At 61.5% G+C, this 25,588-nt stretch carries 23 protein-coding genes and 1 tRNA gene; 13 read left to right on the top strand and 11 right to left on the bottom strand.

The window, feature by feature from the left end; translation table 11 throughout:
• Positions 1 to 80 precede the first annotated feature (80 nt).
• The gene (locus M5J06_RS03715) at positions 81 to 629 is read right to left on the bottom strand and encodes an RNA polymerase sigma factor (protein WP_070524053.1); all 549 of its coding nucleotides are present in this window, start codon (positions 627 to 629) and stop codon (positions 81 to 83) included.
• Positions 630 to 805: 176 nt separating this feature from the next.
• On the opposite strand from M5J06_RS03715, the gene M5J06_RS03720 reads away from it, so the two are divergent.
• The 3 genes from M5J06_RS03720 to M5J06_RS03730 all read left to right on the top strand — a co-directional run bounded on the left by M5J06_RS03720 (position 806) and on the right by M5J06_RS03730 (position 5,696).
• Positions 806 to 2,362: a catalase gene (locus M5J06_RS03720; RefSeq protein ID WP_070533789.1), complete on the top strand. Its 1,557-nt coding sequence runs from the start codon at positions 806 to 808 to the stop codon at positions 2,360 to 2,362.
• 117 nt (positions 2,363 to 2,479) lie between these two features.
• Positions 2,480 to 3,931, top strand: coding sequence for a hypothetical protein (locus tag M5J06_RS03725; protein ID WP_250224003.1), 1,452 nt, complete (start codon positions 2,480 to 2,482; stop codon positions 3,929 to 3,931).
• Between the two features lie 262 nt (positions 3,932 to 4,193).
• Positions 4,194 to 5,696: a DUF5129 domain-containing protein gene (locus M5J06_RS03730; RefSeq protein ID WP_250224004.1), complete on the top strand. Its 1,503-nt coding sequence runs from the start codon at positions 4,194 to 4,196 to the stop codon at positions 5,694 to 5,696.
• A 125-nt stretch (positions 5,697 to 5,821) separates the two neighbouring features.
• Here M5J06_RS03730 and M5J06_RS03735 read toward each other — a convergent pair whose 3' ends face one another.
• The 3 genes from M5J06_RS03735 to M5J06_RS03745 all read right to left on the bottom strand — a co-directional run bounded on the left by M5J06_RS03735 (position 5,822) and on the right by M5J06_RS03745 (position 8,280).
• A complete protein-coding gene (locus M5J06_RS03735) occupies positions 5,822 to 6,712 on the bottom strand; it encodes a DUF3800 domain-containing protein (protein ID WP_070524119.1) in 891 nt (296 codons plus the stop codon).
• A 504-nt stretch (positions 6,713 to 7,216) separates the two neighbouring features.
• A tRNA-Pro gene (locus M5J06_RS03740) sits at positions 7,217 to 7,293 on the bottom strand.
• 81 nt (positions 7,294 to 7,374) lie between these two features.
• Positions 7,375 to 8,280 (bottom strand): metallophosphoesterase, encoded by a 906-nt coding sequence (locus M5J06_RS03745; protein ID WP_070533782.1) that lies wholly within the window; start codon positions 8,278 to 8,280, stop codon positions 7,375 to 7,377.
• A gap of 41 nt (positions 8,281 to 8,321) precedes the next feature.
• On the opposite strand from M5J06_RS03745, the gene M5J06_RS03750 reads away from it, so the two are divergent.
• Positions 8,322 to 8,786 (top strand): GatB/YqeY domain-containing protein, encoded by a 465-nt coding sequence (locus M5J06_RS03750; RefSeq protein ID WP_070533780.1) that lies wholly within the window; start codon positions 8,322 to 8,324, stop codon positions 8,784 to 8,786.
• A 4-nt stretch (positions 8,787 to 8,790) separates the two neighbouring features.
• On the opposite strand, the gene M5J06_RS03755 is transcribed toward M5J06_RS03750, so the two are convergent.
• Positions 8,791 to 11,223, bottom strand: coding sequence for a transglycosylase domain-containing protein (locus M5J06_RS03755; RefSeq protein WP_246818390.1), 2,433 nt, complete (start codon positions 11,221 to 11,223; stop codon positions 8,791 to 8,793).
• 178 nt (positions 11,224 to 11,401) lie between these two features.
• Between M5J06_RS03755 and M5J06_RS03760 the strand changes: the two genes are divergently transcribed.
• From M5J06_RS03760 to M5J06_RS03775, 4 genes are read left to right on the top strand one after another with little or no spacing between them, the layout of a single operon-like run.
• Positions 11,402 to 11,737 carry a WhiB family transcriptional regulator gene (locus M5J06_RS03760; RefSeq protein WP_180952135.1) on the top strand — a complete coding sequence of 112 codons (336 nt, stop codon included), beginning with the start codon at positions 11,402 to 11,404 and terminating at the stop codon, positions 11,735 to 11,737.
• A gap of 13 nt (positions 11,738 to 11,750) precedes the next feature.
• Entirely contained in the window at positions 11,751 to 11,912 is a 162-nt protein-coding gene (gene sp36 / locus M5J06_RS03765) for a Sp36 family protein (RefSeq protein WP_154737218.1), read from the top strand.
• Positions 11,912 to 12,370: a RidA family protein gene (locus M5J06_RS03770; RefSeq protein WP_070533774.1), complete on the top strand. Its 459-nt coding sequence runs from the start codon at positions 11,912 to 11,914 to the stop codon at positions 12,368 to 12,370. The genes sp36 and M5J06_RS03770 overlap by 1 nt, the downstream gene beginning before the upstream one ends.
• An 18-nt stretch (positions 12,371 to 12,388) precedes the next feature.
• Entirely contained in the window at positions 12,389 to 13,201 is an 813-nt protein-coding gene (locus M5J06_RS03775; RefSeq protein WP_070524074.1) for an MBL fold metallo-hydrolase, read from the top strand.
• 99 nt (positions 13,202 to 13,300) lie between these two features.
• Here the strand turns inward: M5J06_RS03775 and glxR are convergent, their stop codons facing one another.
• The gene (gene glxR / locus M5J06_RS03780; RefSeq protein ID WP_010189962.1) at positions 13,301 to 13,984 is read right to left on the bottom strand and encodes a CRP-like cAMP-activated global transcriptional regulator GlxR; all 684 of its coding nucleotides are present in this window, start codon (positions 13,982 to 13,984) and stop codon (positions 13,301 to 13,303) included.
• A 300-nt stretch (positions 13,985 to 14,284) separates the two neighbouring features.
• On the opposite strand from glxR, the gene nth reads away from it, so the two are divergent.
• From nth to M5J06_RS03805, 5 genes are read left to right on the top strand one after another with little or no spacing between them, the layout of a single operon-like run.
• The gene (gene nth, locus M5J06_RS03785) at positions 14,285 to 14,944 is read left to right on the top strand and encodes an endonuclease III (RefSeq protein ID WP_230307831.1); all 660 of its coding nucleotides are present in this window, start codon (positions 14,285 to 14,287) and stop codon (positions 14,942 to 14,944) included.
• 9 nt (positions 14,945 to 14,953) lie between these two features.
• The gene (locus tag M5J06_RS03790) at positions 14,954 to 15,523 is read left to right on the top strand and encodes a TlpA family protein disulfide reductase (protein ID WP_144014273.1); all 570 of its coding nucleotides are present in this window, start codon (positions 14,954 to 14,956) and stop codon (positions 15,521 to 15,523) included.
• Positions 15,520 to 16,197, top strand: a complete 678-nt coding sequence (locus M5J06_RS03795) for an NUDIX domain-containing protein (RefSeq protein WP_144677252.1) — start codon at positions 15,520 to 15,522, stop codon at positions 16,195 to 16,197. Before M5J06_RS03790 ends, M5J06_RS03795 begins: the two co-directional genes overlap by 4 nt.
• A 36-nt stretch (positions 16,198 to 16,233) precedes the next feature.
• On the top strand, positions 16,234 to 17,421 hold the full coding sequence (locus tag M5J06_RS03800; protein ID WP_070524079.1) for a MarP family serine protease: 1,188 nt from the start codon (positions 16,234 to 16,236) through the stop codon (positions 17,419 to 17,421).
• Positions 17,422 to 17,481: 60 nt separating this feature from the next.
• Positions 17,482 to 18,615 carry an HNH endonuclease signature motif containing protein gene (locus M5J06_RS03805; protein WP_250224005.1) on the top strand — a complete coding sequence of 378 codons (1,134 nt, stop codon included), beginning with the start codon at positions 17,482 to 17,484 and terminating at the stop codon, positions 18,613 to 18,615.
• A 390-nt stretch (positions 18,616 to 19,005) separates the two neighbouring features.
• Here M5J06_RS03805 and M5J06_RS03810 read toward each other — a convergent pair whose 3' ends face one another.
• From M5J06_RS03810 to M5J06_RS03830, 5 genes are all read right to left on the bottom strand, one after another.
• The gene (locus M5J06_RS03810; RefSeq protein WP_250224006.1) at positions 19,006 to 20,733 is read right to left on the bottom strand and encodes an ABC transporter ATP-binding protein; all 1,728 of its coding nucleotides are present in this window, start codon (positions 20,731 to 20,733) and stop codon (positions 19,006 to 19,008) included.
• A complete protein-coding gene (locus M5J06_RS03815; protein ID WP_250224007.1) occupies positions 20,733 to 21,692 on the bottom strand; it encodes an ABC transporter permease in 960 nt (319 codons plus the stop codon). The genes M5J06_RS03810 and M5J06_RS03815 overlap by 1 nt, the downstream gene beginning before the upstream one ends.
• Positions 21,685 to 22,611, bottom strand: a complete 927-nt coding sequence (locus M5J06_RS03820) for an ABC transporter permease (protein ID WP_070524085.1) — start codon at positions 22,609 to 22,611, stop codon at positions 21,685 to 21,687. The genes M5J06_RS03815 and M5J06_RS03820 overlap by 8 nt, the downstream gene beginning before the upstream one ends.
• 202 nt (positions 22,612 to 22,813) lie before the next feature.
• Positions 22,814 to 24,409, bottom strand: coding sequence for a peptide ABC transporter substrate-binding protein (locus tag M5J06_RS03825; protein WP_250224008.1), 1,596 nt, complete (start codon positions 24,407 to 24,409; stop codon positions 22,814 to 22,816).
• A gap of 221 nt (positions 24,410 to 24,630) precedes the next feature.
• Positions 24,631 to 25,533, bottom strand: coding sequence for an alpha/beta fold hydrolase (locus M5J06_RS03830; RefSeq protein WP_250224009.1), 903 nt, complete (start codon positions 25,531 to 25,533; stop codon positions 24,631 to 24,633).
• Positions 25,534 to 25,588: the final 55 nt, after the last annotated feature.

The following is a 25,588-nucleotide window of genomic DNA, read 5'->3' on the forward strand; positions in this document are numbered from 1 at the left end:
GCCGCCAGGACCTGTCAGTTGCCGCACGTCTGCGCAGGTGCTGTGACTCCCGACGCCCATTTATAACGGCTCGATAACGATTATCCGCGCTGGTCGATGAGGTCCTTGCGGGCGCGGGCGACGCGGGAGCGAATTGTGCCCACACGAACCCCGGCGATTTTCGCGGCCTCCTCATAGGTGTAGCCCAAGACTTGGGTCAGGATGAGGGCTTCGCGGCGGTCTTCTGGGAGGGCGTCGATCAGCGCGCGGGCGTCGATCCACTCGCTCCACGTGCCCGAGCTTTCCGGGGTCGCGGCAAGGGCGGCGGCGTCCTCATACTCGGTGGCGGACTTGCGCGGGCGGGCCATGTCGTGGCGGATGTTGTCCACCCACACGCGGCGAGCGAGGGAGAGCAGCCACGTGCGTGCTGAAGAACGGGCAGCAAAGCGGGGGAGCGCGCCGATGACGCGCAAGTAGGTTTCTTGGGTGAGGTCGTCCGCGATATCTGGGCCGCCGAGGTGGGCGAGCAGGCGCCAGACATCATCTTGGGTGGACTTGATGAACTCCGTGAGGGCTGCGCGGTCGCCGCGGCCCGCCTTGAGGGCGAGATCGGTGACGCGCGCATCGTCGCGCTCGGAGTGTCGTTTCACCTCCCATAATTTACCAGTCGGGGGCGTGGGCCTCGGGAACCGCTGGGGCTCCTCTGTGGGCGTCTACATTTGAGAAAAAATCTGTTGCGTAGGTCATTTTTAATGGGTAGGCTATGAAAGGTCCGAGATTGATAACGAATCACAAATTATCAACAACTGTAGGAGGCATTAACCCCATGACTAACGCTTCAAACGAGTTCGTTGCAGACAAGGTTCTGGATAAGGGCCAGCGCGCCCCGGGCGGCGAGAACACCACCCGCCCTTCCGGTCAGCCGATTGCAACGGAAAACACCAGCATCACTGCTGGCGAAAACGGCCCGGTCGTGCTCAATGACATCCACCTTATTGAGAAGCTCGCACACTTCAACCGCGAGCGCGTGCCGGAGCGCACCCCGCACGCTAAGGGCCACGGTGCCTTCGGCGAGCTGCACGTTACCGAGGACGTATCCGCTTACACCAAGGCCAAGCTCTTCCAGAAGGGCACCGTGACCCCGATGATGGGCCGCTTCTCCACCGTCGCCGGCGAGCAGGGCTCCCCGGATACCTGGCGTGATGTCCACGGCTTCGCGCTGCGTTTCTACACCGAGGACGGCAACTACGACATCGTGGGCAACAACACCCCGGTGTTCTTCCTGCGTGACGGTATTAAGTTTCCGGACTTTATTCACTCCCAGAAGCGTCTGGGCGCTAATGGTTTGCGCGATGCTGACATGCAGTGGGATTTCTGGACCCGTAACCCGGAGACCACCCACCAGGTCACCTACCTCATGGGTGACCGCGGTACCCCGAAGACCACCCGCCACCAGAACGGCTACGGCTCCCACACCTTCCAGTGGGTCAACGAGTCCGGTGACGCCTTCTGGGTGAAGTACCACTTCAAGACCCGCCAGGGCGTGGAGAACTTCACCGACGCCGAGGCGACTGAGATGGCCGGCAAGAACGCGGACTACCACCGCGAAGACCTCTACAACGCCATCGAGGAAGGCAACTTCCCGGTCTGGGACGTCAAGGTTCAGATCATGCCGGTGGCAGAGGCCGAGGAATACCGCTTCAACCCGTTCGACCTCACCAAGACCTGGTCCAAGAAGGACTACCCGCTGGTGGATGTCGGATACTTCGTGCTCAACCGCAACCCGCGTAACTTCTTCGCGCAGATTGAGCAGGTTGCCCTGGATCCGTCCAACATCGTCCCGGGCATTGGCCTGTCCCCGGATAAGATGCTGCAGGCACGCGTCTTCGCGTACGCCGACCAGCAGCGCTACCGCATCGGACCGAACTACAAGCAGCTGCCGGTGAACCAGCCGCTTAACCAGGTCAACACCTACGAGCACGAGGGCTCGATGCAGTACCTGTTCAATGCCCCGGAGGATCCGGTCTACTCGCCGAACCGCCACGCCAAGGGCGGCGGCTACATGGACGGCGATGAGAACCTGCGCTTCAAGGAGCAGGAGACCACCACCGCTCCGGACCTCTACGTGAACCCGGATCCGGCCGGCATCGACTTGGTTCGTGCGCCCTACGTCCGCCACGCCGAGGATAATGACACCGTTCAGGCCACTGACCTGTACGAGAACGTCTACGACGACGGTGCCAAGGAGCGCCTCGCAGACAACATCACCAACGCTATGGCTGGCGTGTCCCCGGAGACCGAGGAGCGCGTCTACGCCTACTGGGATGCTGTCTCCCCGCAGCTGGGCAAGCGCGTGCGCGAGCTCTTCGCGGAGAAGAAGTAATCCTTTAGCGCGAGTGCACTAACACAGGCCCCGCTAGTGACCGAAGAACACGGTACTGGCGGGGCTTTTCCGCGCGCCTGACCGCTTTTTCCCAGCGTGAACGATAGTTTCTTTTACATGACCTCACGCCTAGCCAGTCCTGCTGACGCCAACCGGAAGGTTGGCACCCGCGCTCTTATTCTCACCCTCGTGCTCATCGTGCCGCTCATTGTCGGTGCGATCGTCGCCGCCGTGTCCGAGTGGCAGCCGGCCGAAACCTGGTCGCAGGAACAGGCCGGGGCTCCCAGTGATGGCACCATTGATCCGGCTGAGCTTTACGACGTCTCCCGTGCCCTCTCGGAAGCCAATGCCCAAGCCGGCTTTTTGGCCAACGGCACGAAGCAGCTCGCTGACGGCACAGGGGAGCTGCAGGATGGCGCCGGTGAGCTCGGCGGTGGAGTAGACAAGCTGGCCGGCGGCTCGCAAGAGCTGTATGACGGGCTCGTGCAGCTGCAGTCCGGCACCGCCCAGCTGGGCAACGGTGCCACCGAGCTGGCCGACGGCGTCGGCGGGGCCGTTGACCAAGTCGTGGGCCTCGGCGTGGTTCGCGGACAGCTCCTGCAGGCAATCGACGGCACCTTAAAGGACCTAGAAGGAAACAACTCGGCGGAGGCAAAGAATATCCGCTCGCAGCTCGGTGATCTGCGCGGCCAGGTGGAGAACTTCCAATTCGACCAGTCCGTTCAGGATCAATTGACGCAACTCAAAGATGGTTCGCGCGACCTTTCTAATCAACTGTCCGTCAGCGGTTACGCCTACCACGATGGCGTCTACCAAGCCACCGAGGGAGCGAAGCAGCTCAATGCCGGTATCGGTGAGCTCAACGCGAAGGTCGATGAAGCCTTGAAGGGCGTGGACCAGCTCGTTGCCGGTGCGGAAAAGGTCGATGGCATGGCCAAGCAGAACCGGACCAAGGTGCAGGGCGCGCAGCGTGCGATGCCGACCGTCGCCGGGCCTGCCGAGGGCGGCAGCGAACCCGCCCAGCTGCTGAGCCCCATTGTCGCTATGCTCCTCGCGGCTATCGCCGTTCTGGGAGGCGGCGTTATTGGTGTTCTCCTGACGCGCGTGGAGCACCGAATCCTCACGCTCCTCGGCGGGGCAGTGCTGATTGGCGTCGTCGTCGGCTTGCTCGTGGCCCTCCTGGCTACTGGCGTGACCGCAGCCGCGGTGGCCTGGGCGGGGCTCGCGGCGGCGGGGGCCGGGGTGGCGTCGGCAAGCATTGTGTTCGCGCTTGCGCGCGGCCTTGGCGCTGGCGGCTGGGTCCTGGGCAGCGTGCTCGCCGTGGCGCAGGTTGGCATCGTGGGCTGGGCGTGGAAGGCGGCGTCGACCGGCACCGATCTCAACGCTGCGATGAGCGCGCTCGTGCATCTCTTCCCCATGCAGTGGGCCACCTCCGCCATCACCGTGGCAGGTAATGGCGGGCAGTCCCCACAGTTGTGGACTGCTCTGGCCATTTTGGGGGTAATCACCATTGCGGCCTTCGTGCTCGTGGGGGCACCTGCAGGGCGGGCCGAAAAGGAAAAAGCCTAGCTCACGGCCCTGCGTCCGACACATCGCAGAAGTGCCACGATATGTTACTCGGTTTTCCAGATTTTGCTACCGCTGTGAATAGAAAGAGTGCTAGAGTGAAAGTCGCTCACAAAGCCTACTTAGGGGGTAGGCAAACGGTTTCTCCAATCCGTTGTGAGTGATAGGGAATAGGGGCGACGCGGCTGCTGTAGGGGCACCGCGTCGTTTCCAATTGTGGGGGTAAAGTTGGCGGCACCGACTGCTCAGGAATTGGAGAAACACCGTGACCGACTCCCGCGATATCAAACCTTTCGCTGCCAGCCGCGGCCCCAAAGTGACCTCTGTTGGGGCCATTATCGGTGCGGCGCTGGTGGGTGGTCTGTTGCTCGGGGGAATCGGCGCGGGTGCGAGCTTGGCGGCCTTCGATGAGCCCGAGCGCTCCGACTATGTCATCCAGCCCGCACAGCGTGAGGTGCAGGCTGACATCATGGACCCGGACGATGTGCTTACCCAGGAGGAAGAAGAGCGCATGCTTAGCGATGTCTCCCGGATCGCCGCCCCCGACGTGGTCCAGGGGCTGCACTACATGGTCTTTGCCAAGAACAAAGAAAACGTTAACGACTCCGTGGAGGAGTACCTGCGCGATAATCACCCGGAGCTCATCGGCAAGGATAAGTTCGCCGATGGCCAGGTCTTCGTCGGCGTGGGACTCGACCCGCGCCAGGCCTTCGTCTTTGCGGGTGAGGACGTGTCCGGGCCGATGAAGCTGCGCAAAGATGACAGCCATTTGGAGCAGTCCATCGAAGCCATTAAGCCGGGCGTGCGGGATGGCAACATTCCTGCTGGCCTTTTTGCTGGCGCGGCGGCGGCGATCGATGTGGACCGTGCTGCGGATGCCCAGTACGAGAGCGCGAAAGATGGGCGCATTGGAGCGGCCATTGGCCTCGGGGCGGCGAGCCTGGGCGTCGGTGGCGCGGGCGCAGGCATCGTCGGCGGTACTCGTCGCAGCCGGCAGAAGAAGGCGCAGCAGGCGCGCGAGGACTGGGACTACGTATCGCAGACCTATACCGGTGTGGCACAGCGTCTGAGGGAGATCGATATCCGGGCGCACTCGCTGCAATCGGGTCTGGTGGATGAGCGTTTGCGTGAGGACTGGGAGGGCCTGCGCGATGACTTCCTCGCCATCGATGCCCAGGTGGGATCCCTGATGTCGATTCCGGCCGATGCACCGGATGAACAGTTCCGCTCGCATGCTGAGCCCATCGCCCACGCGCGCGAGCTGTGTGAGCGCGTGGAAACCGCCGAAGTCAACATTGAAAAGCTGCGCCGCATCGAAGACGCTGATGCCGATGCCCGCCGCTTCGAGCTTTACGAGTTGGGTAAAGACCTGGCCCAGGCAGGCTACTTGGCGGCGGATATCGACTCGGCGCTTGAGCGTCACGCCAAGGAGCTGGAAAGTGCCGCCGTTGCACTCTCCAACGAGCCTAATCACCCGCAGTTCATGGAACGCTACTTGGAGCTCTTGGACCGCACCGCGCTACTCTCTGAGCACCTGCAGGCGCAGCTGCAGAAGCGCAACGAGGCCGACGAGCGCCCGGAGCGCACGCGCATCTATGACTCCAACTTCTTCGCCGGTTCCGGCTACCACGGCTACGTGCCCTTCTACGTTGTGAGCACCTGGGACAGCGATGCCACCACCGCGCGCGATAGCTCCTCCAGCAGCGGCGGCGTCAACAGCGGGTTTAGCTCGGGCTTTTCCGGTTCGGGTGGATCTTCGAGCTTCTAGGGCTGGTTAAAAGCCCTTAACCGTGAAACGCAAGAGAACTCGAAGCTGCCTACTGCTTGGTTCCCGTTGGCAAAACCTCTCACAGGGAATTGGCTTCCTGCAGGAGATTTGTGGCAACCATGCATTTACCTGAGTGTGGCTTTCCTGACCCGTTCTAGTTTTTCCCGGTTTTCCTGACTCACATTTAGGAAGTCGATAACTGGCCTCTCGGCATAGATAATCTCTGAATGGTGGAGATCTGAGATGGATCGCCCGCATAGGTGGAGTTTCGATTCATAGGTGAAAGCTCCTCGCGCAGCCGATAACTGACTCGCAAAGGGGATCCATGAATAGCGAGAATCTTCTACTAGTTGATATTCGACAGCTCGTTTTACTAAAGCGCATACCCAATCAGCAAACTGGATATTAGAAGAGAGTTTACTGTCGATGTGCATGGGCGGTTCAATTAATCGCCGCATTTCCTTATGCTCGGTAGCTCGACCCAGAATATGGGCGTACATCACAGGTAAGCGCTGGATTCGGGATTTTTCATTGATTTGATCCATTAGCACGAGCATCGATTGGTCTAACGAATGTGCATGATTCGCCAGCCTATTTAAGGATTCCCTCATTGAGGTTTCTTCTCGCTGGCGAAATTCATTTGGACCACAGTTAGTCTCTTTGGGAGTGCCTATTGGCTTTTCTTCAGCATAGTAGAAAAGGTTTCCATTCAATTGCCTAAGTTTGGAAATCAGACTTCCAAGCAGTCTTAAATTTTGGGGACGTTCATCGTATGCCTTGGCGAACAGTAAATCTGCGCCTTTTCTTTCCCATCGACCAGGATCGACGTTGTCTGGAATATCATTTTGGAAGAATTGCTTCTTTCGTTCCGCGAAGAAGGCGCCAAATTGCCGAGCATTATCTTCGGGAATTACAAAGCCGCCATAACCAAAAGCGGGGCTATCAGAGAACTTCTTGTGTGAAGGATGGACAAAGGCCCCAGGGGAACCAATTTCGTCAAGGTATGCGAGCAGCAAATTGAACTCCGTGACTCCGGAAAATGGCACGAGAGCCGATGCTAAGCATCGGCTCTCGGAGTTGTTGCCCGGGGTATTCTTGCCTCGCGGCTCAACGCCTGGCGTACTTCTGTGAGTATATATGTGTATTTACGCGTCGGCAATTGGTGGCTTTCTACTGATGCGGTACCTTCAATCGCGGAAGAGGGGGATGTGCCCTCGGCATTTGCCCTGAGGAGGTCTAGGCTGACCTAACTGTGACCCGGTGCTTCAACTGCTGCACTGTTCGTCTTGGTCCTGGTGCGGTGCGCTCTCAGTACGAAGAATAAACCTGGTCATGTTTGCAGAGCTAGCCGAACTTACCAATCTCATTGGCTTCGGTCACGATGTTGGTCAGGGAAGAAAACTCGGACGCGGTATGTCCCGGTCGATGGGGTGCAGCGCGTCACGTTGTTTACGCTTCTCCCTTAACCCCTCTTTTAGAGGTGAAAACGAAAAAGAACCCGCAGTTTCCTGCGGGTTTAATGGTCGGGATAACAGGATTTGAACCTGCGACCTCTTCGTCCCGAACGAAGCGCGCTACCAAGCTGCGCCATATCCCGGTGTCTCGCTCTAAGCGGTACCGGAATACTGTAACTCACCCCGGTCTGAAAGGACAAAACGGCAGCGTGGAGGGGGTATCCCTAGGCGGCCTTCTCAGTGATACGCAGAAGCGTGGCCGACGGGCGGCAGAACACCCGGAAGGGAACGAACTTCGAGGTGCCCAACCCGTTGGAGACATGCATGTACATCTCTCCGAACAGGTGCAGGCCCTGGGCGCGGGCGCGATCGATGCCGCAGTTGGTCACGATGGAGCGCGAGCCCGCCACCTTGAAAGGCAGGCAGAGCTGGCCGCCGTGCGTGTGTCCAGACAGGGACAGCTGGTAGCCGTCGGCGGCGAATTTCTCCAGGACGCGGGGCTCCGGGGAGTGCAGCAGCGCCAAGGAGAGGTCGGCATCCTCGTTCGGGGCGCCGGCGATTTCCGAGTAGTCATCCAGATCATGGTGTGGGTCGTCCACACCGGCGGCAGCCAAGCGAACATCGCCCACCTTGAACTCCACGCGGGCCTGGTTGGCATCGTGCCAGCCGTGCTCAAGGAAGGCCGCGCGCATACCCTTCCACGGCAGGTTCACATAAGAGGGCTCGTTCTTCTTCCCAATCAGGTAGTTGAAGGGATTCGGGATGCGCGGCGCCCAGTAATCATTGGTGCCAAAGCAGAACATCCCTGGGCGGCTCAGCAGCGGGCCAAGCGCGCGGAGGACCTCGGGGACACCGCGCTCGTCGGAAAGATTGTCACCGGTATTGATCACCAGGTGCGGGTCGAGGGCGTCGAGGCCTGAGACCCACTCGATTTTGGCGCGCTGGCCCGGAATCATGTGGAGGTCGGACACGTGCAGGATGCGGAACTCGGACTCCTCGCGCAGCGTGCCGGGCTCCAGCAGCGGCAGGGTGTACTCCTTGAGCTCGAACTTGGTGAGCTCTGAGTGCGCCCATGCGGCAGTGCCCAGGCCGGCGGCGGCGAGTCCGCCAAGGACAGGGAAAATCTTCACCCTCACCACACTACCTGGCTGGCTGGCGTAGATTGAAGGGCATGAGTGAGTTGAAAGAAACTATCCGCGCTGACCTTAAGACCTCGATGAAGTCCAAGGACAAGGCCCGTACGAGCGCCATCCGTTCTCTGCTGTCTGCCATCCAGGCGGAGGAAACTTCCGGTTCTCGCCACGAGATCACCGATGAGGACATCCTCAAGGTCATCGCCCGTGAGATTAAAAAGCGCCGCGAGTCCGCAGAGGTTTACGCGGAGAATGGCCGCCCGGAGTTGGCGGAGGCGGAGCTTGTCGACGTCCCCTTCTTCGAGGCCTACCAGCCGGAGCAGCTTGACGACGACTCCCTGAACGCCCTTGTTAAAGAATCCATCGCCGAGGTTGAGAAGGACTCCGGTGAGCCGGCGACCATCAAGCAGATGGGTAACGTCATGAAGGTGGCCACCGCCAAGGCTGCCGGACGCGCGGACGGCAAGCGCCTGTCCACGGCCGTGAAGGCCGCCCTGAACTAATGCGCTAGAGCCCGAAGAAGCTCCGCACATCATTCGTGAAGCGGTCAACGTCTTCTTGAGTGAATAGTGGGTCGGACTGGCCGCCTCCCGGCTCGCCGCCGCTCGGTGCGGACGGGGAGCCCGAGTTGGAGTCCCAGGCTACTGGGCTCGTGCTCGCAGAATCGGAGGAGTCGCTCGCGGAGCCGTCGGAAAGCTGGAGCGTGACCTCCGCGCCCTTCTTCGCGCCGGATGGACCGGTGATGACGCGAACTACCTTGCCGTAGCCCACGCCGGGCGCGGGGACCTCGGTGGTCCTGACCTTGTATCCGGCTTTCTCCAGCGCGGAACGGGCTTGGCTTTCGGACTTGCCCTTCACGCCGTCGATAAGCGGCGAAACCTTGCCGGAGTCGTAGGCCCGGTCGTAATCGGGCACCGTGCCTTTCTGTGCTTCGGGGACGCGCGCGGCCATGGTGTAGAAGGTTGCCGCCGGCTCCTTGCCGCCGAAGAGGTTGCCGCTGGGGCACTGGCGTACCGGGCCGGTGCACAGCGGGCTCGTGGTGGTCCCGTCGTTGTAGATGTACGGTGCGGCAGCGACTGCCGAGTTGAATCCAAGGAAAGCCGAGGACTGGTTGGACTCGGTGGTACCGGTCTTGGCGGCGGCCTGGCCGCTGAAGCCGGCAGCGCGTGCCGAGTCGGAGGCGGTTCCCTTTTCGGTATCGGCGGTCATGTTGTTTTCCAGCGCCTTTGCCACTTCCTTGTCCACTGCGCGTTCGCACGGCGTGTGTTTGAGGTAGACCTCGTTGCCGTGGGAGTCCGTGACTTCCTCGATGGGGTTGGGCTCGCACCACATGCCTTGCGACGCCACCGTCGCGCCCACGTTAGACAGCTCCAGTGCATTCACTGCTGTCGGGCCGAGCGTGAAGGAGCCGAGGTTGGAGTCTTTAATGTGGTCGGCGATGGAGGACTCGCCGTCGTAGCTGCCGGGTTCTTCATAAGAACGCAGGCCGAGCTTGACGGCGATGTCGACCAGGCGCTCGACGCCAAGTTGCTCGGTGAGTTGGATGAAGGGGGTGTTGGGGGAGTAGGCCAGCGTGTCCTGCATGGTCATCGTGGAGGCGTAGCTGCCGGAGTTTTCCACGCAGTACTTGTTGGGCGGGCAGTTAGCTGCGCCGCCGTATCCCAGGCCTTCCGCTTCGTAGCGATTGGGCACGGCCAGCTTGTCCTTGATGCCGTAGCCCGCCTCCAGGGCGGCCGCGGCGGTAAAGAGTTTGAACACGGAGCCTGCGCCGTTGCCCACCAAAGAATTGGGCTGGGGCAGAAGGGTTTCATTGTTGTTCAGGTCGAGCCCATAGGTGCGCGACGACACCATGGCTAGGACCTTGCGGGAATCGGTGCCCGGCTTGATAACGTTCATGACCTCCGCCACGCCCGCCGCATCCGGGGCGGTGTTGCTTCGCACTGCGTTGAGCGCTTGGTCTTGGACGTCGGGGTCAAGCGTGGTCTTAACGGTCAGACCGCCACGCGCAAGGTGCTCGCGGTCGATGCCTTTTTCGTTGAGGTATTCCAGCACATAGTCGCAGAAGAAGCCGCGATCGCCCGCGCCGATGCAGCCGTTAGCCAGGGTTGCAGGGCTGTCCAACACGCCGAGTGGCTGCTGGGAAAAGGCGTCGGCGTCCTCCTGGGAAAGGGAGCCGTTATCAACCATGGCTTGGAGTACCACGTTGCGGCGCTCAGTTACGCCTTCTTCGTTGGTATAGGGGTTGAGGTATTCCGAGGATTGCACCATGCCGGCGAGCATCGCAGCCTGCGGCACGGTGAGGTGCGCGGCATCGGTTCCGAAGTAGGTGCGGCTAGCGGCCTCAACGCCGAAGGAGTGGTTTCCAAAGGGGACGAGGTTGAGATAGTTGGTGAGGATCTCATCCTTGGAGAGCCGGGCATCGATGTCCGTAGCCATGCGCATTTCGCGCAGCTTACGGGCCACGGATTGTTCGGTCGCGGCCTGACGTTCTTCGTCGGTAGTCGCGTTGACCAAAAGGAGGTAGTTCTTTACGTACTGCTGGTCAAGCGTGGATGCGCCCTGGGAGACACCGCCCGCAACCAGGTTGGTCCACAACGCACGGACATTGCCCTGCAAGTCGACGCCCTCGTGCTCATAGAAACGGCGGTCCTCGATAGCCACCACTGCCTTCTTCATGGCGTCCGAGATCTCATCCGGTTTCACTGGATGGCGGCGCTGCTCATAGATATACGCAAGGGGGTTGCCCTTGGCATCCAAGATGGTGCTCACGCCGGGGGTATCACCGTTGGTGAGATCCTGGACGTCTGATTGCATCGTCTCATTGGTCCTGGCCACGGCGACACCGCTGACGCCAGCGACGGGGGCGATGGCCAGCGCGATGAGGATGCCGACCAGTGCTGTGGACAGGACGAGCTTTCCCAGGGATTTGATCACAGTCACCCTCCACACACTAGTGGTTTAGGAGGATATCCGGGAGACCCCCCTAAAGTGTGACCTGTTAGACAGGTATACCGGTCTGTGAATAGACTTACCAAGGGTACATAATATTCCGTCGGGTAGAGGGTTATTCATGATCTTTGAGCTCGACGGGGGTGAGCTTGGAAGGAGTTACCTAGCCATGGCAGTCAGTGTCAAAGGTGCAGGACGGTCCGCAATGGTAAAGAATGCCTCGTTAACCACAGAGCGTGGTGAGTGGGTTACCCAAGCTAAGTGCCGCAACGGTGATCCCGATGCACTCTTTGTACGAGGAGCTGAGCAGCGTAAAGCTGCAGTAATCTGCCGCCATTGCCCGGTGCTCAATGAGTGCCGCGCGGATGCGCTTGATAATCGCGTGGAGTTCGGCGTGTGGGGCGGCCTCACGGAGCGTCAGCGCCGCGCCCTTCTGCGCAAGAACCCGCACATCACGAGCTGGGCCCATTACCTCGCTGAGGGTGGCGAACTCATCGGTATTTAGTAGCATTGAGCCCATGACTAAATGGGAATATGCCACTGCGCCGGTTCTTACGCACGCGACGAAACAAATCCTCGATTCCTGGGGTGAGGACGGCTGGGAGCTCGTCACCATCACCCCGGGTATGAACCCGGAGAATGTTGTCGCCTATTTCAAGCGTCCTGTGGAGGAGTCCTAATGGGTGCGCTTGCCCGCCTCGAAGAGCTCGGCGTCGAGCTGCCTTCTGTCGCTGTCCCCCTCGCGTCCTATATCCCAGCTACCCGCGTGGGAAACCAGGTGTGGACCTCTGGCCAGCTGCCCGTCGTGGGCGGTGAATTGTCGGCTTCCGGCAAGGTCGGCGCAGAGGTGAGCCTCGACAAGGCACAGGAATTGGCGCGCACGGCGGCGCTAAACGCTTTGGCTGCAATCGATGGTCTCGTAGGCCTTGATCACGTAACCCGCGTGGTGAAGGTGGTTGGATTCGTGGCTTCGGACCCCTCCTTTACTGAGCAAGCTGCGGTCATCAATGGTGCTTCCGACTTCTTGGGTGAGGTCTTCGGAGATGCCGGAATCCACGCGCGTTCTGCGGTGGGGGTAACGGTCCTACCGAAAGATTCCCCCGTTGAGATCGAAGTCATCGTAGAAATCGCTGAGTAATCGGATAGGGTTAGAACCATGGAGCATCCTGCATATAGCCAACTGCGTCCCGTGAGCCAGTCCGTCGGTGTCGTGCTGTGCGATAATCCCAGTTACACCGCTTTGGAGGGCACCAATACGTGGATCATCCGCGCCGGAGAAGATTCCCGCGCCATTGTGGTTGATCCGGGCCCGGAGGATGAAGGTCATCTCAACGTCGTGACCGCGAAGGCGGGCGAGGTTGCGCTGATCCTTCTTACCCACCGCCACGATGATCACGCATCAGGCGCCCAGCGCCTGCGTCAGCTCACCGGCGCTCCCATCCGCTCTTTCGATCCGAATTACTGCAATGGAGGCGACGCGCTTGTCGACGGAGAAGTGATCACCGTCGACGGCATCACCCCGCAGCTTGAGGTCGTTCACACCCCGGGGCACACCGCAGATTCCACCTGCTTCTTTGTGTGGTCCGCGGAAGCGAAGAACTCCACCCTGGAGGGCATCCTGACCGGTGACACCATCGCAGGCCGCCACACCGTGCTGCTGTCTGAGACGGATGGCGACTTGGCTGATTACCTGAAGACCCTGGATCTTCTGGAAGAACGCGGCAAGGACGTGGCGCTCTTCCCGGGCCACGGCCCGGACTTGGAGGACACCTCCGCGGTTGCCCGCAAGTACATTGACCGCCGCCACCACCGCCTGGACCAGATCAAGGAGGTCCGTGGGCGCTTGGGTGAGGACGTCGACGTCAAGACTCTCGTTGATGAGATGTATGACGATGTCGATCCGGTCCTGCGTCACGCAGCTGAGCAGTCGACGCGCACCGCGCTGAAGTACCTCGCGGCTCAGAACTAAAGCACTACATAGGAAAATCCCCCGAGAAATTCTCGGGGGATTTTGCGTTAGGACAAGTCGAAGGCCGAGGGCCGCATAGGCGGGCTCGGCCTTTAAGACCTAGCGTGCGCGGCGGGCCAAGTGCTCGGTATCGACGATGAGCACCGACTTGCCCTCCAAGCGGATCCAGCCGCGGTGAGCGAAGGTGGCCAGAGCCTTGTTCACGGTCTCACGGGAAGCGCCAACGAGCTGGGCGATCTCTTCCTGGGTGAGGTCGTGGTTCACGCGCAGCGCGCCGCCCTCCTGCACACCGAAGCGGTTAGCCAGCTGCAGCAGGGTCTTGGCCACGCGGCCTGGCACGTCGGTGAAGATGAGGTCCGCCAGGTTGGCGTTCGTGCGGCGCAGACGGCGGGCCAGCACGCGCAGAAGCTGCTGAGCAATTGCCGGATGATCGGCTACCCACTGCTTGAGCATCTCAGAGTTCATCGTGGCTGCGGTGACCTCAGTGACGCAGACAGCGGAAGAGGTGCGCGGGCCCGGATCGAAGATGGAGAGCTCGCCGAACATATCGGACGGGCCCATCACGGTCAGGAGGTTCTCGCGGCCATCCGGGGCGTGGCGGGCGAGCTTAATCTTGCCCGAGGTGATGATGTAGAGGCGGTCTCCCGGCTCACCTTCCTCGAAAATGGTGGTGCCGCGCGGGAAACGGACGGTTTCCATCTGCTCAATAAGGTTCTGTACTGCTACCGGATCGACGCCCTGGAAAATGCCAGCGCGGGAGAGAATGTCCTGTACGCCTTCCACTGTTACTCCTTAAAGCCTGCGCAGCCCGGAAAACACTGGGACACAAGCTGGTTTGGTTTGATTTGACGCACCTAGTCTCCAGTGCGCCACGAGGCACTGCACAATATCATACAGTGTAATTAGTCACTATTTCCACCAACGTGAAAAATAATCACACGCCTTGAATGGTCTATTTAGTTTTCGAAGGCCGTCGCCTCAAGTTTCTCCATGAGGATGGCAAACAGCGCGAGGCACAGCGGCACAAAGATGACGAGCGAAATCATGCTTCTCATTCTAGCCGCCGTCACTAAGATCTCTTTTATGTCCCCTGACCTTCCCGTGCACCACGATGACGCTGACGAGGCCGCTCGCATCGTTCATATTCGTACCGCCTTGGCGGATGAATATCCCGACGCCGATTGCGAGCTAGATTTCACCACGCCGCTCGAGCTACTTATTGCTACGGTGCTCTCGGCGCAGTGCACGGATGCCCGCGTCAACCAGGTCACCCCGGAGCTTTTTGCTCGGTATCCTTCCGCACCGGATTACGCGGCCGCGGACCGTGCTGACCTCGAGCGCATCCTCCGCCCGCTCGGATTCCAGCGCACGAAGGCCGGCCACCTGTTAGGCATCGGAGAAAAGCTCGTCGCGGACTTCGATGGGCAGGTGCCCCGCGGCATCGACGAGCTCACCTCCCTGCCCGGCGTCGGGCGCAAGACCGCGCTGGTGGTGCGCGGCAATGCCTTCGGCCTGCCGGGGATCACGGTGGATACCCACGTCACGCGCCTGAGCCAGCGTCTTGGGTTGACCGAGGCGAAGACTCCGAGGGCGATTGAGAGAGACGTCGCCAAGCGCGTGCCCGAAGAGGAGCAAACGGTGTTTTCGCACCGCCTCATCCTCCATGGACGGCGCGTGTGCACCGCGCGAAAGCCACAGTGCGCGGCCTGCGTCCTCGCCCCATGGTGCCCGTCGCGGGGTTAAGGTGGAGCAATGAGCCAATATTCTCGGTGGCCCGGATACGTGAAGGCGAGCATCGCTGCCATTGTCGCGCTGGCGGCGCTCGCGTTCGTCGGCGTGGTGAACCTGCTTGAGAATGATGAGCCGGAGGTTGCCCTCCCCGAGGCGCAGGAGCAAGAGGTGGCCAAGCGCCCCAAATGCCCCGAGGGACCGCTTGCGGGTGTGGATCTTCCGTGCTTGGGTGCGGCCGGTACTGCGGCGGCCAAGAACGTCCAGATCGTTACTGTGTGGGCGTGGTGGTGCGAACCGTGCCGCACGGAGCTGCCCTTCTTCGAAGACCTTGCGCGAGCGCACCCGACGTGGAATGTCGTCGGCGTGCATGCGGACGCGAACGCTGCCAACGGGGCCGCTCTTCTCAGCGATCTGCAGGTAGATATCCCCAGCTACCAAGACGATGACGGCGCCTTCGCAGGTGAGCTCGGGTTGCCGGGCGTTATCCCCATCACCCTGGTGGTGCGCGATGGCACGGTGGAGGAGAAGTTTGTGAAGCCGTTCGACTCCGCAGAAGATTTGGAGGAGGCCGTCGAGGAGGTTCTCAAGTGAGCCGCCTCTTTCCTGCCCATGCCCCGGAGTGGCTGCGCCCGGCGCTCGGGGTTGATACAGACAAGGTCCAAGAACGCCTCATTCGGCATGTCCCGGCCGCCAAGCGCCGGCGTGAATCGGCAGTGTTGGTGCTGCTGAAGGGCACCAGTTTTGAGGATGGTGAGGTGCTGCTCACGCACCGCTCGCCGTCGATGCGCTCGCACTCCGGCCAGATTGCCTTTCCCGGCGGGCGTAGGGAGGAGGGGGACGCCTCGCTTGTCGACGTCGCCCTGCGCGAAGCCGAGGAAGAAACCGGCCTCGACCGCTCCACGGTCACCCCTCTTGAGCAGTGGGGCAAGCTGGACATCCGGGCTACCGGCAACACCGTGAGCCCGGTCCTGGCGTATTGGCATGAACCGGGCACCGTGTGGCCGGCGAGCCCGGCGGAGACCGACGATGTCTTCACCGTCCCGCTGCGGGAGCTGGCGGATCCGGCCAACCGCATGATGGTGGGCTTGAGCCGCTGGAAGGGGCCGGCCTTCCGGGCACGGGGATACGTGGTGTGGGGGTTTACCGCGGGAGTGCTCTCCGGGCTGCTGGACCATGCGGGCTGGAGCGTGGAATGGGATGAAAATATGGTTCATGATCTGCGTGACTCACTCAATCGCTCTTTGAATAATGAGAAGATAGGCTAGTTTCTGCCCTTTAGCCCTTAAGAAAGTAATTCCTCTGTGTCCCTAGCTGTTGACATCCTGATCGTTATTGCCGTGCTCCTTGCCGTGCGTGTGGGCTGGCGGCAGGGCGCTTTAGCGGCGGTCCTCGCAGCGGTGGGAATCATTGCGGGGTTGGTTTTAGGAACCGTGGTTGCCCCGCTGGTGATGGGGCTGACGGACCAGGCGGCCGTGCGCTTTTTGCTGGCTGTCGGCGTGCTGATTTTGCTGGTGGGGCTGGGGCAGCTGGTGGGGACGTCGCTTGGCATGGCGCTGCGGGACCGCATGCGAACCCGCTCGGGGCAGCGCGTGGATTCATCGATTGGCGCGGTCTTCCAAGCCGCGGCGGCCATCGTGGTGATTTGGCTGGTGTCCTTGCCCTTGGCCTCCAACCTGGGCGGCCAGCCGGGGCAGGCGCTGCGTGAATCGCGTGTGCTGAGCTCGCTGAATGCGGTGGCGCCCTCGCGCCTGGCGGCGCTGCCGAATGGCTTGGCTGCGCTCCTCAACGAGTCCGGGTTGCCGCCGTTGGTATCGCCCTGGCAGCGATCTGGCGCCGATGTCGAGGTGGATGCGCCGGCGGTAAACATTGGGGATCCCAAACTCGCAGAACGCGTGCGGCCTTCCGTCATTCACGTGCTGGGTGATGCCGAGGCATGTTCGCGTCGCCTCATGGGCTCGGGCTTTGTGACGGAGCCGGACTACGTCATCACGAACGCCCACGTGGTGGCGGGCACGGATAAGGTTCGCCTCGATACGGTCCTTGGCCTCAAGGAAGCGGACGTGGTGTATTACAACTCGGACGTAGACATTGCTGTGCTGCATAGCCCGGGCCTGGGATTGGATCCTTTGCCGTGGGCGGAACAAGCGGCTGCTACCGGGGACGATGCCATCGTCTTGGGCTTCCCGCAGTCGGGGCCGTTCACGGCGGAGCCGGCGCGCGTGCGCGACCGTCTCACCATCGCTGGTCCGGATATCTACTCCACGGGCCGCGTGGAGCGCGATGCCTACACGGTGCGCGGTAGCATCCGGCAGGGCAATTCCGGCGGTCCGATGATCAACCCGGAGGGTCAGGTGCTCGGCGTTGTGTTTGGTGCTTCCGTGGAGGATTCCGATACGGGCTATGCGCTTACCGCGGACGAGGTGCGCGGCCACGTGGGTGACGTCACGCAGCTTGTCGACGCCACCCCAACCGGCTCCTGCGTCGGCTAAGACCAGGTAGTTTCTTCTTCCGGTTGCGGGGCCCACGGTGCTGTTTTAGTCTCTGTGCTCATGGGGGATATTGAAACCTACATCCGCCTACGCAACTCGGGGATTGCGCTGGTGGAACATATACCTGGCTCACCCGATGAGCTCCGCGCGCTCGGCGCCTCTGCTTCCGATGCTGCCGAGCTTGCAAACCTTAACCAGGTTTATTTCGGCCCCACCCGCTTCAGTGGCAAACAACGCAAAGCCCGTCAAGCAGCACTTCAACAACGCCACAGCCTGGGCACTCTTACCCTCATCGAGTCCTACACGTCCAAGGTGAAAAAGACCCTCGATGCCTGGAACCTGCGAGTCAAACTCGCCGCCACTCCCGCACACCGCATCCCCACCGTCGCCGCCACACGCCTGAAAGAACTACGCTCCAAACGCATAGCCAAACCAGGCGTGCGCATCACCTACCGGGAACAAGGCCCCAACACACTCTCCATTACTGACGACGCCACCACGATCGCCAACATGCGCGGCGTCTTAGAGTCCACCAACACCACCGACCTGCTTCAAGCCGCCAACGACATCTTCTTCAAAGAGGGCACCGGTTCCAAGCCTGCGGTGCGCACCCAAGTCATCGTCACCCTCAACGAGCTCGACCAGATCATCAACGGTGACGGGGACGAAATCGAGCTCAACCTGACCAACGGCGGGCGCATGACCGGGGCAGAATTCCTCACCCACAAGTTTGCCGAAATAGGGTATGCCACCATCGTGCACCCTATTGAAGGACCCATCGACACCTGGCGGCTAGAGCGTGGAGCAAACTTCAAACAACGGCTTACCCTGCATGCTGAATTCCACACGTGTTCAAGACCAGGCTGCAATAAGCCCGCAGACTACTGCCAAGTCCATCACCTCATCCCTTGGCAGGCCGGTGGCTACACCAACATCAAGAACCTGACCTTCTTGTGCGCCTACCACAACGGGATTAATGATGATGACCCACAAAGGCCTACCGGGCGCGGCTACATGTACCGGCTCAACACCGGGGTGGCCTTCATCCCACCGTGGGGTGCCCCAATCACCGCAATGCCCGAGTACCAGGAAGCACTAGCCAGACTCAACACCGAAAAAGCAGCAGGACAAGCCACCACACCATCGGCCACAACACCAAAACAGCCACCAGACCCGCCACCCGACAGCAGCTAACACCCACAGCCACCACAACCAGCAACGGCAGAAAGAAAAACTGCTCACCACCTGCGACAACAGCGCCACCCGCCAACCGAGGGAAGGTTCGCGGGCATATCGGCGATCCTTCAGACAGCACCACCCGCGAACCACCACAAGGTACACGGGGAACTCGGGGATCACGGACCACGGTTCACATGCCGCAAGACACAGCGGGAGCACCGAGACTCTTAAGCCCTTAAAGAACGAGACCCGCCAACCGAGGCCAGACTGACGGGGAACTCGGCGATCCCAGGTCACGTTTCGCCTGCTGTCAGATGCAGCAGTGGCAACGGGCCTTTAAGCCCTTAAAGGCGAAACCCGCCAACCGGAAGATGGTTGACGGGTCAGTCGGTGTACGTAGTGCGGCTAGTGGCCGGTGCCGATTTCTAGGTGCATGCCCGGAACCGAGTTGATGAGGTTGCGGGTGTACTCCTGTTGGGCGTTTTCGAAGATTTCGTCGGCGGTGCCCTGCTCGACGGCCTGGCCCTTCTTCATCACCACGACGTCGTCGGCAGTCTGGCGGACCACCGCGAGGTCGTGGGTAATGAAGAGGTACGACAGGCTGAGCTCCGACTGCAGCTCCGCGAGCAGCTGGATGATCTGGTTCTGCACCAGCACGTCCAGGGCGGAGACAGCCTCATCGAGGACGATGACCTCCGGGCGCAGCGCCAGCGCACGGGCAATGGCGATACGCTGGCGCTGGCCGCCAGACAGCTCGTTGGGGTAGCGGCGCATGGCGGAGCGGGGCATGGAGACCATGTCGAGAAGCTCGGCCACGCGGGCCTCACGCTCCTTGCGCGAGCCCACCTTGTGCAGCGCCATGGGCTCTTCGATGCACTTATAAATCGAGTACATCGGATCCAGCGAACCATAGGGGTTCTGGAAAACCACCTGCATCTTGCGGCGGAGGTTAAACAGCTCCTTCTTCGACAGCGTGGAGGTGTCGCGGCCTTCGAATTCGATGGTGCCGGAGGTCGGCTCCAAAAGGCCCAGTACCATGTTGGCCACCGTGGACTTGCCTGAACCGGACTCGCCCACCAGAGCCAGGGTGGTGCCGCGGCGGATGTCGAAGGAAACATCGTCGACAGCCTTCAGCAGCTTCTTTCCGCCGCGCTGGCCACGGATGTCGAATTCCTTGGTGAGGTTGCGGACCGAAATCACCGGGGCCTGAGCTGCGGTCGATGAACCCTGAGCGGAATCTGCAGCGGTCGCGCTAGGCTCGGCGACGGCTCCTGTGGCCTCACCTGACTTGAGCTCCTTGGCCTCCACACCAGCTTCCTTGGCCGCGCGGATGCGGGAGGAAGCGAGGGAGGGGGCGGCGTCGACAAGCCGGCGCGTGTACGGGTGCTGCGGGGAGCGCAGGATCTCACGCGAGGGGCCCGATTCCACGATGCGGCCGCGATGCATGACGACGAGGTGCTCCGCGCGCTCGGCGGCCAGGCCAAGGTCGTGGGTAATGAAGAGCACCGCGTTACCCAGCTCCTCGGTAAGGTGCTCCAGGTGATCCAAGATGGTCTTTTGCACCGTCACGTCGAGGGCGGAGGTGGGCTCGTCGGCAATCAGCAGCTTCGGGCGTGCAGCCAGGCCGATCGCGATGAGCGCGCGCTGGCGCATACCGCCGGAGAACTCGTGGGGGTACTGCTTGGCGCGGCGTTCGGCGTCGGGAAGCCCGGCTTCCTCTAGAAGCTCCACGACGCGCTGGTGGCGCTGGGAGCCCTCCACCACGTGGTTGGCCTTGAGAGACTCCTCGACCTGGGTGCCGATGCGCCACACCGGGTTCAGGTTGGACATCGGATCCTGCGGGACCAGGCCAATCTTGTCACCGCGAAGCGACTCGAATTGCTTGTTGTCGTAGTGGGTGATGTCCTCGCCCTCGAAGAGGATCTGGCCGCCGGTGACCTTGCCGGTGCCCGGCAGCAGGCCCAGGATGGACATCGCCGTGGTGGACTTACCGGAGCCGGACTCGCCCACAATCGCCACGGACTGGCCCGGGTAGATGGACATGTTGACGCCGCGCACTGCCTCAACCACACCGGTGGAGGTGGTGAAGGAGATGTGGACGTCCTTCATTTCAAGAAGTGGAGAGTTAGTCATTAGCGCTTCCTCGCCTTCGGATCGAGTGCATCGCGGACGACGTCACCCATCATGATGAAGCTCAACACGGTCAGGCCCAAAGCACCCGCCGGGTAGAACAGGACTGCCGGAGCAACGCGCAGTGAAGCCTGCGCGTCAGAGATATCGCCGCCCCAGGACACGAACGTCGACGGCAAGCCAATGCCCAGGAAGGACAAGGTGGCTTCGGCGACGATGTAGGTGCCCAGCGCCACGGTGGCATAGGAGATGATGGGCGCGGCCGCGTTCGGCAGGATGTGGCTGAACAGGATGCGCCAGCTCGACGCACCGATGGAGCGGGCGGATTGGACGAACTCCTCGTTCTTGATGGAGACCACCGCGCCGCGCGTGATGCGGGCGATGGAGACCCAGCCGAAGAGTCCGAGCACCAAGACCACCGTGACGATGGTGCGGTGCTCCTTGAACATCTGCATGACCACGATGGCGGCGAGCACCAGCGGGATGGCGAAGAAGATGTCGGTGATGCGGGACAGGACGGAGTCAATCCAGCCGCCGAAGAAGCCGGCGATGGCGCCGATCAAGGAGCCCAGCACCACGACGAGGATGGTGGTCAGGACGCCGACGGCAACCGACGCGCGCGCACCGTAGATCACGCGGGCGTAAATGTCGCAGCCCTGGCGGTTGAAGCCGAAGGGGTGGCCCGGCTCGGCGGGGTCGAGGGACTTGGACAGCTCGCACAGGCGCGGGTCGGTGCTAGTGAAAAGACTCGGTGCGATGGCTAAGAGGATGGCCACGAGGATCATCACGGCCGCGATCCAGAACAGCGGGCGGCGGCGCAGGTAGCGCCAGGCCTCGCCCCACTGGGAGGACGGGGCGGACTCGTCCTTGACGGCGTCGACGGCGCCGAGTCCCGTTTCGTCGGTTTCCGAGACGAAGTGTTCTTGGCCCGGGTAGGGGGTGGTTTTCTCGAAATTAGGCATAGCGGATCCTCGGATCAAGTACGGCGTACAGGAGGTCAACGAGCAGGTTGGCGATGATGTAGATGATCACCAGCACGGTGGTGAAGGAGACAATCGTGGTTGGCTCACCGCGCAGGATGGCCTGGTACATCGTGCCGCCGACGCCGTTGATGCCGAAGATGCCCTCGGTCACGATGGCACCGGTCATGAGCGCGCCGATGTCGGCGCCGATGAAGGTGGCCACGGGAATCAGCGAGTTGCGCAGCACGTGGCGGAGGGTCACCGCGCCGTTGGACAGGCCCTTCGCGCGAGCGGTGCGCACGTAGTCGGCGCGCAGGTTCTCAGCCACGGACTGGCGGGTCAGGCGAATGACGTAGGCCAGGGAGAGTGCGCCGAGCACCATGGCCGGCATGAGGAGGGACTTCACGGTGGCGTTCGCTCCGACGGTGACCGGCAGGACACCCCACTTGATGCCCACGAGGTACTGGAAGACGAAGCCGATGACGAAGGACGGCACCGCGATGACGAGCAGGGAGATGACCAACACGGTGGAATCGAAGAAGCCACCGCGGCGCATGCCGGCGAGGACGCCGAAGAGGATGCCGAAGACGGATTCAAAGATGATGGCCATGACGGTGAGCTTCACCGTGACCGGGAAGGCGTTGGCCATCACTTGGGTTACGGGGACGCCGGAGAAGGTCGTGCCGAAGTCCAGCATGAAGATGCCCTTGATGTAGAGCAGATACTGAATGATGAACGGCTTGTCTAGGTTGTATTCCGCCTCGATGCGGGCGCGGGCAGCCTCGGTAAGGCCGCGGTCACCGCCAAGGGCTTCGACGGGGTCGCCGGGCATCAAGAAGACGAGCGCATAGATGAGCAGGGTGGCTCCGAAGAACACCGGGATCATCTGGAGCACTCGGCGCCCGATATAGCGCAGCATAGTGTGGTCCTTTACTCGTTGTGGGCAGGTGCTTGTCGACGCCTTCTTAGCAGGCGCCTACGTAGCTCATAAGAATTTTAGTGTGTGATCCAAGCCTGTGAGAAATCTATAGCGCGCTTCGAATCACACTTATGAGTGAAAACGTGGGGCGACCCCCGCTCCACGGTGGCTGCGGGGGTCGTGGGAAGTAGCGGAAGTGGCGTTACTTCTTGGTGATGTTGTAGTACACCGGCTGGGACTTCCAAGAGAACACGACGTTGTCGACGTTCTCGGAGTAGCCGCCGGTGGCGTTGGAGTACCACAGCGGGATGGCCGGCAGATCCTTGAACAGGACTTCCTGGGCCTCGGTGTACTTCTTGTTGGCCTCTTCCTCGGAGGAGGAGGTCAGGGCTTCGTCGAGAAGCTTGTCAAACTCCGGGTTGCTGTAGTCGCCGTCGTTAGAAGAACCGTCGGTCTTGTACAGCGGGGTAAGGAAGTTGGCCTGGCTCGGGTAGTCTGCCTGCCAGCCGGTGCGGAAGGCTGACTTGATGGTGCGGTTGGTCACCTCATCGCGCAGGGACTTGAAGTCCGGGTACGGGGCGCCGACTGCCTCGATGCCGAGGGTGTTCTTGATGGAGTTGGTGGTTGCATCCACCCAGCTCTTGTGGCCGCCGTCGGAGTTGTAGGCAATCTCCAGTGTCGGGTTATCCCACTTGTTGATCTTGTCAGCCTCGGCCCACAGCTTCTTGGCCTTCTCCGGGTCATACTTCAGGACCTCGTTGCCCTTGATGTCCTCGGAGTAGCCCGGCATAACCGGGGAGGTGAAGTCCTTGGCCGGGGTACGGGTGCCCTTGAAGATGGTGTCCGTGATCTCCTCGCGGTTGATGGCGTAGGAGATGGCTTGGCGACGCAGCACGCCTTCCTCGCCGGAGTAGTGCTCGAGGTTCTCGCCCAGGGTGAAGGACTGGAAGACGGCGGTCGGCTGGTTCACGGCACGGTCGCCGAGGTCGGCCTCGTAGACATCGAAAGCGGAGTCCGGGACGGCGTCGAGGACGTCCAGGTTGCCTGCCAGCAGGTCGGCGTAGGCTGCGTCCTGACCGGCGTAGAAGACGAACTTGATGCCGTCATTCTGCGGGGTCTGGCCGCCCTTGTACTCTTCATTCGGAACTACGGTGGCGTCCTGGTTGTGGTTCCACTCGGTCAGCTTGTACGGGCCGTTACCAATCGGGTTCTGGCCGAAGGTGTCCATGTCTTCCAGCGCGGACTCGTGCAGCGGATAGAACGCGGAGTAGCCCAGCTGCGCCGGGAAGTCCTGCTCAGGGCTGTTCAGGGCGATGGTGAAGGTGTGGTCATCGACGACCTTGAGGCCCTCCATCTCCTTGACGCCTTCCTCGAAGCCCTTGATGTTGGCAAAGAAGGAAGCGTTGAGCTGGTCATTGGCCACGGCGTAGTTCCAAGCGTCCACGAAGTTCTTCGCGGTGACCGGGGAGCCGTCGGAGAACTTAGACTCCTTGAGCTTGACGGTGAACTCGGTGTTGTCGTCATTCGGTTCGATGGATTCAGCCAGCTCGTTCTGGGCTTCGCCATCGCCGTCGTAGTAGACCAAGCCAGCGTAGATGGAATCAACGATGCGTCCACCGCCGACCTCGTTGGTGTTGGCCGGGATGAGCGGGTTCTGCGGCTCAGAGCCGTTGACGGTGACGATGCCATCGCCGGAGCCGGAAGCAGAGTCTGAACCGGAGTTGTCGCCACCACAAGCCGCGAGGGTGAGCGGCAGGGTGGCGACAGAGAGAGCAGCGAGCGTCTTCTTGAGCGTCATGTGGGTCTTAGACCTCCGTGGTGCGAAAGATGTAGAAAACCTGTGGTGTTGGTTTGATATGAAGCTACCGCGTGGCGCGCCTCATATACAAGGAATTGAAAAATATGTCCTGTGATAAAAGCTATAGAGCGGTAGGTATTCTTTCTTAACCTGCGGTTTTGTCAACGAATTAAAAAGCCCCATCCCCCTGAGAGGGGTGGGGCACGGAGGTATGGTGAATGTTACCTATCTCGCATCCAGTGAATGATGGTCTGAGTAAAACCATGCGGGTTCTCAAGATAGGGCAGGTTCTTGGACCCGGGGATAGTGGTGGCGGTGAAGTCCCCACGGCAGCGCCGCGCCGCCCGCCGCGCCACTGGCCGCCAGAGCATCTGATCTGCGTGGATAAACAGGGTGGGGCAAGAAACTGTGAGTTCGAGCCAGCTGAGCGGAACGACGGCGGTGCGCAGTCGGTGATTCCAGATGATTCCGCGGCGGACGTTTCCGATGTGCGAGGAAGCCACGCGCAGGCGCAGGGCCTCCTCCCGCTCGGCGCCGCTGAAGGAGCCGAGGGCGTCGAGATCCATCTCCCGGAGGTACGTGGACTCTCTCAGCAGAAGGCTCGGGGCGCCAATCTTTCCCAGGCGGCACAATGCCGCGCGCAGGAGCACCCATCCGAAATCCCAGGGGCGTGCGGCGATGGCGCGGCGGAGATCAGCTGGGTGTGCCGCCGAAACAGATACCAGCCCGCGTACCCGCTCGGGCCGCTCGGTAGCCAGCGCCCACGCCACCGCACCACCGGTATCCGCGCCCACCAGGTAGGCGTCGTCGTGGCCTAATGCGCGGATGGCACCGCTGACATCACCAACCGCCACGCGGATATCCTGGCCGGGTTCGAGCGGTGGTTTATCGGACATGCCAAAACCGCGCATGTCGAGGGCGGCGACGTGGAAGCCTGCGGCGGCAAGCGGGGCAATGACATTCCGGAAGTCGAACCACCCGCCGAAAGAACCATGGAGCAACAGCACCAGCGGGTCATCCGGGTTGCCGGCGGTGGCCGCGTGGAGGCGGATGCCGCGCGTGTGCAGGAACTCGTGCTCAAAGGGGCCGTCAAGCTCCACTACGGAGGGCGGTAGGGGATTCATGGGCGGGCCTTTCGTGAGAAGGGTACACAGACGAAATCCGCCCCGAACGAATGTG

The organism is Corynebacterium intestinale (genome assembly GCF_023574125.1).
GTDB lineage: Bacteria > Actinomycetota > Actinomycetes > Mycobacteriales > Mycobacteriaceae > Corynebacterium > Corynebacterium hesseae.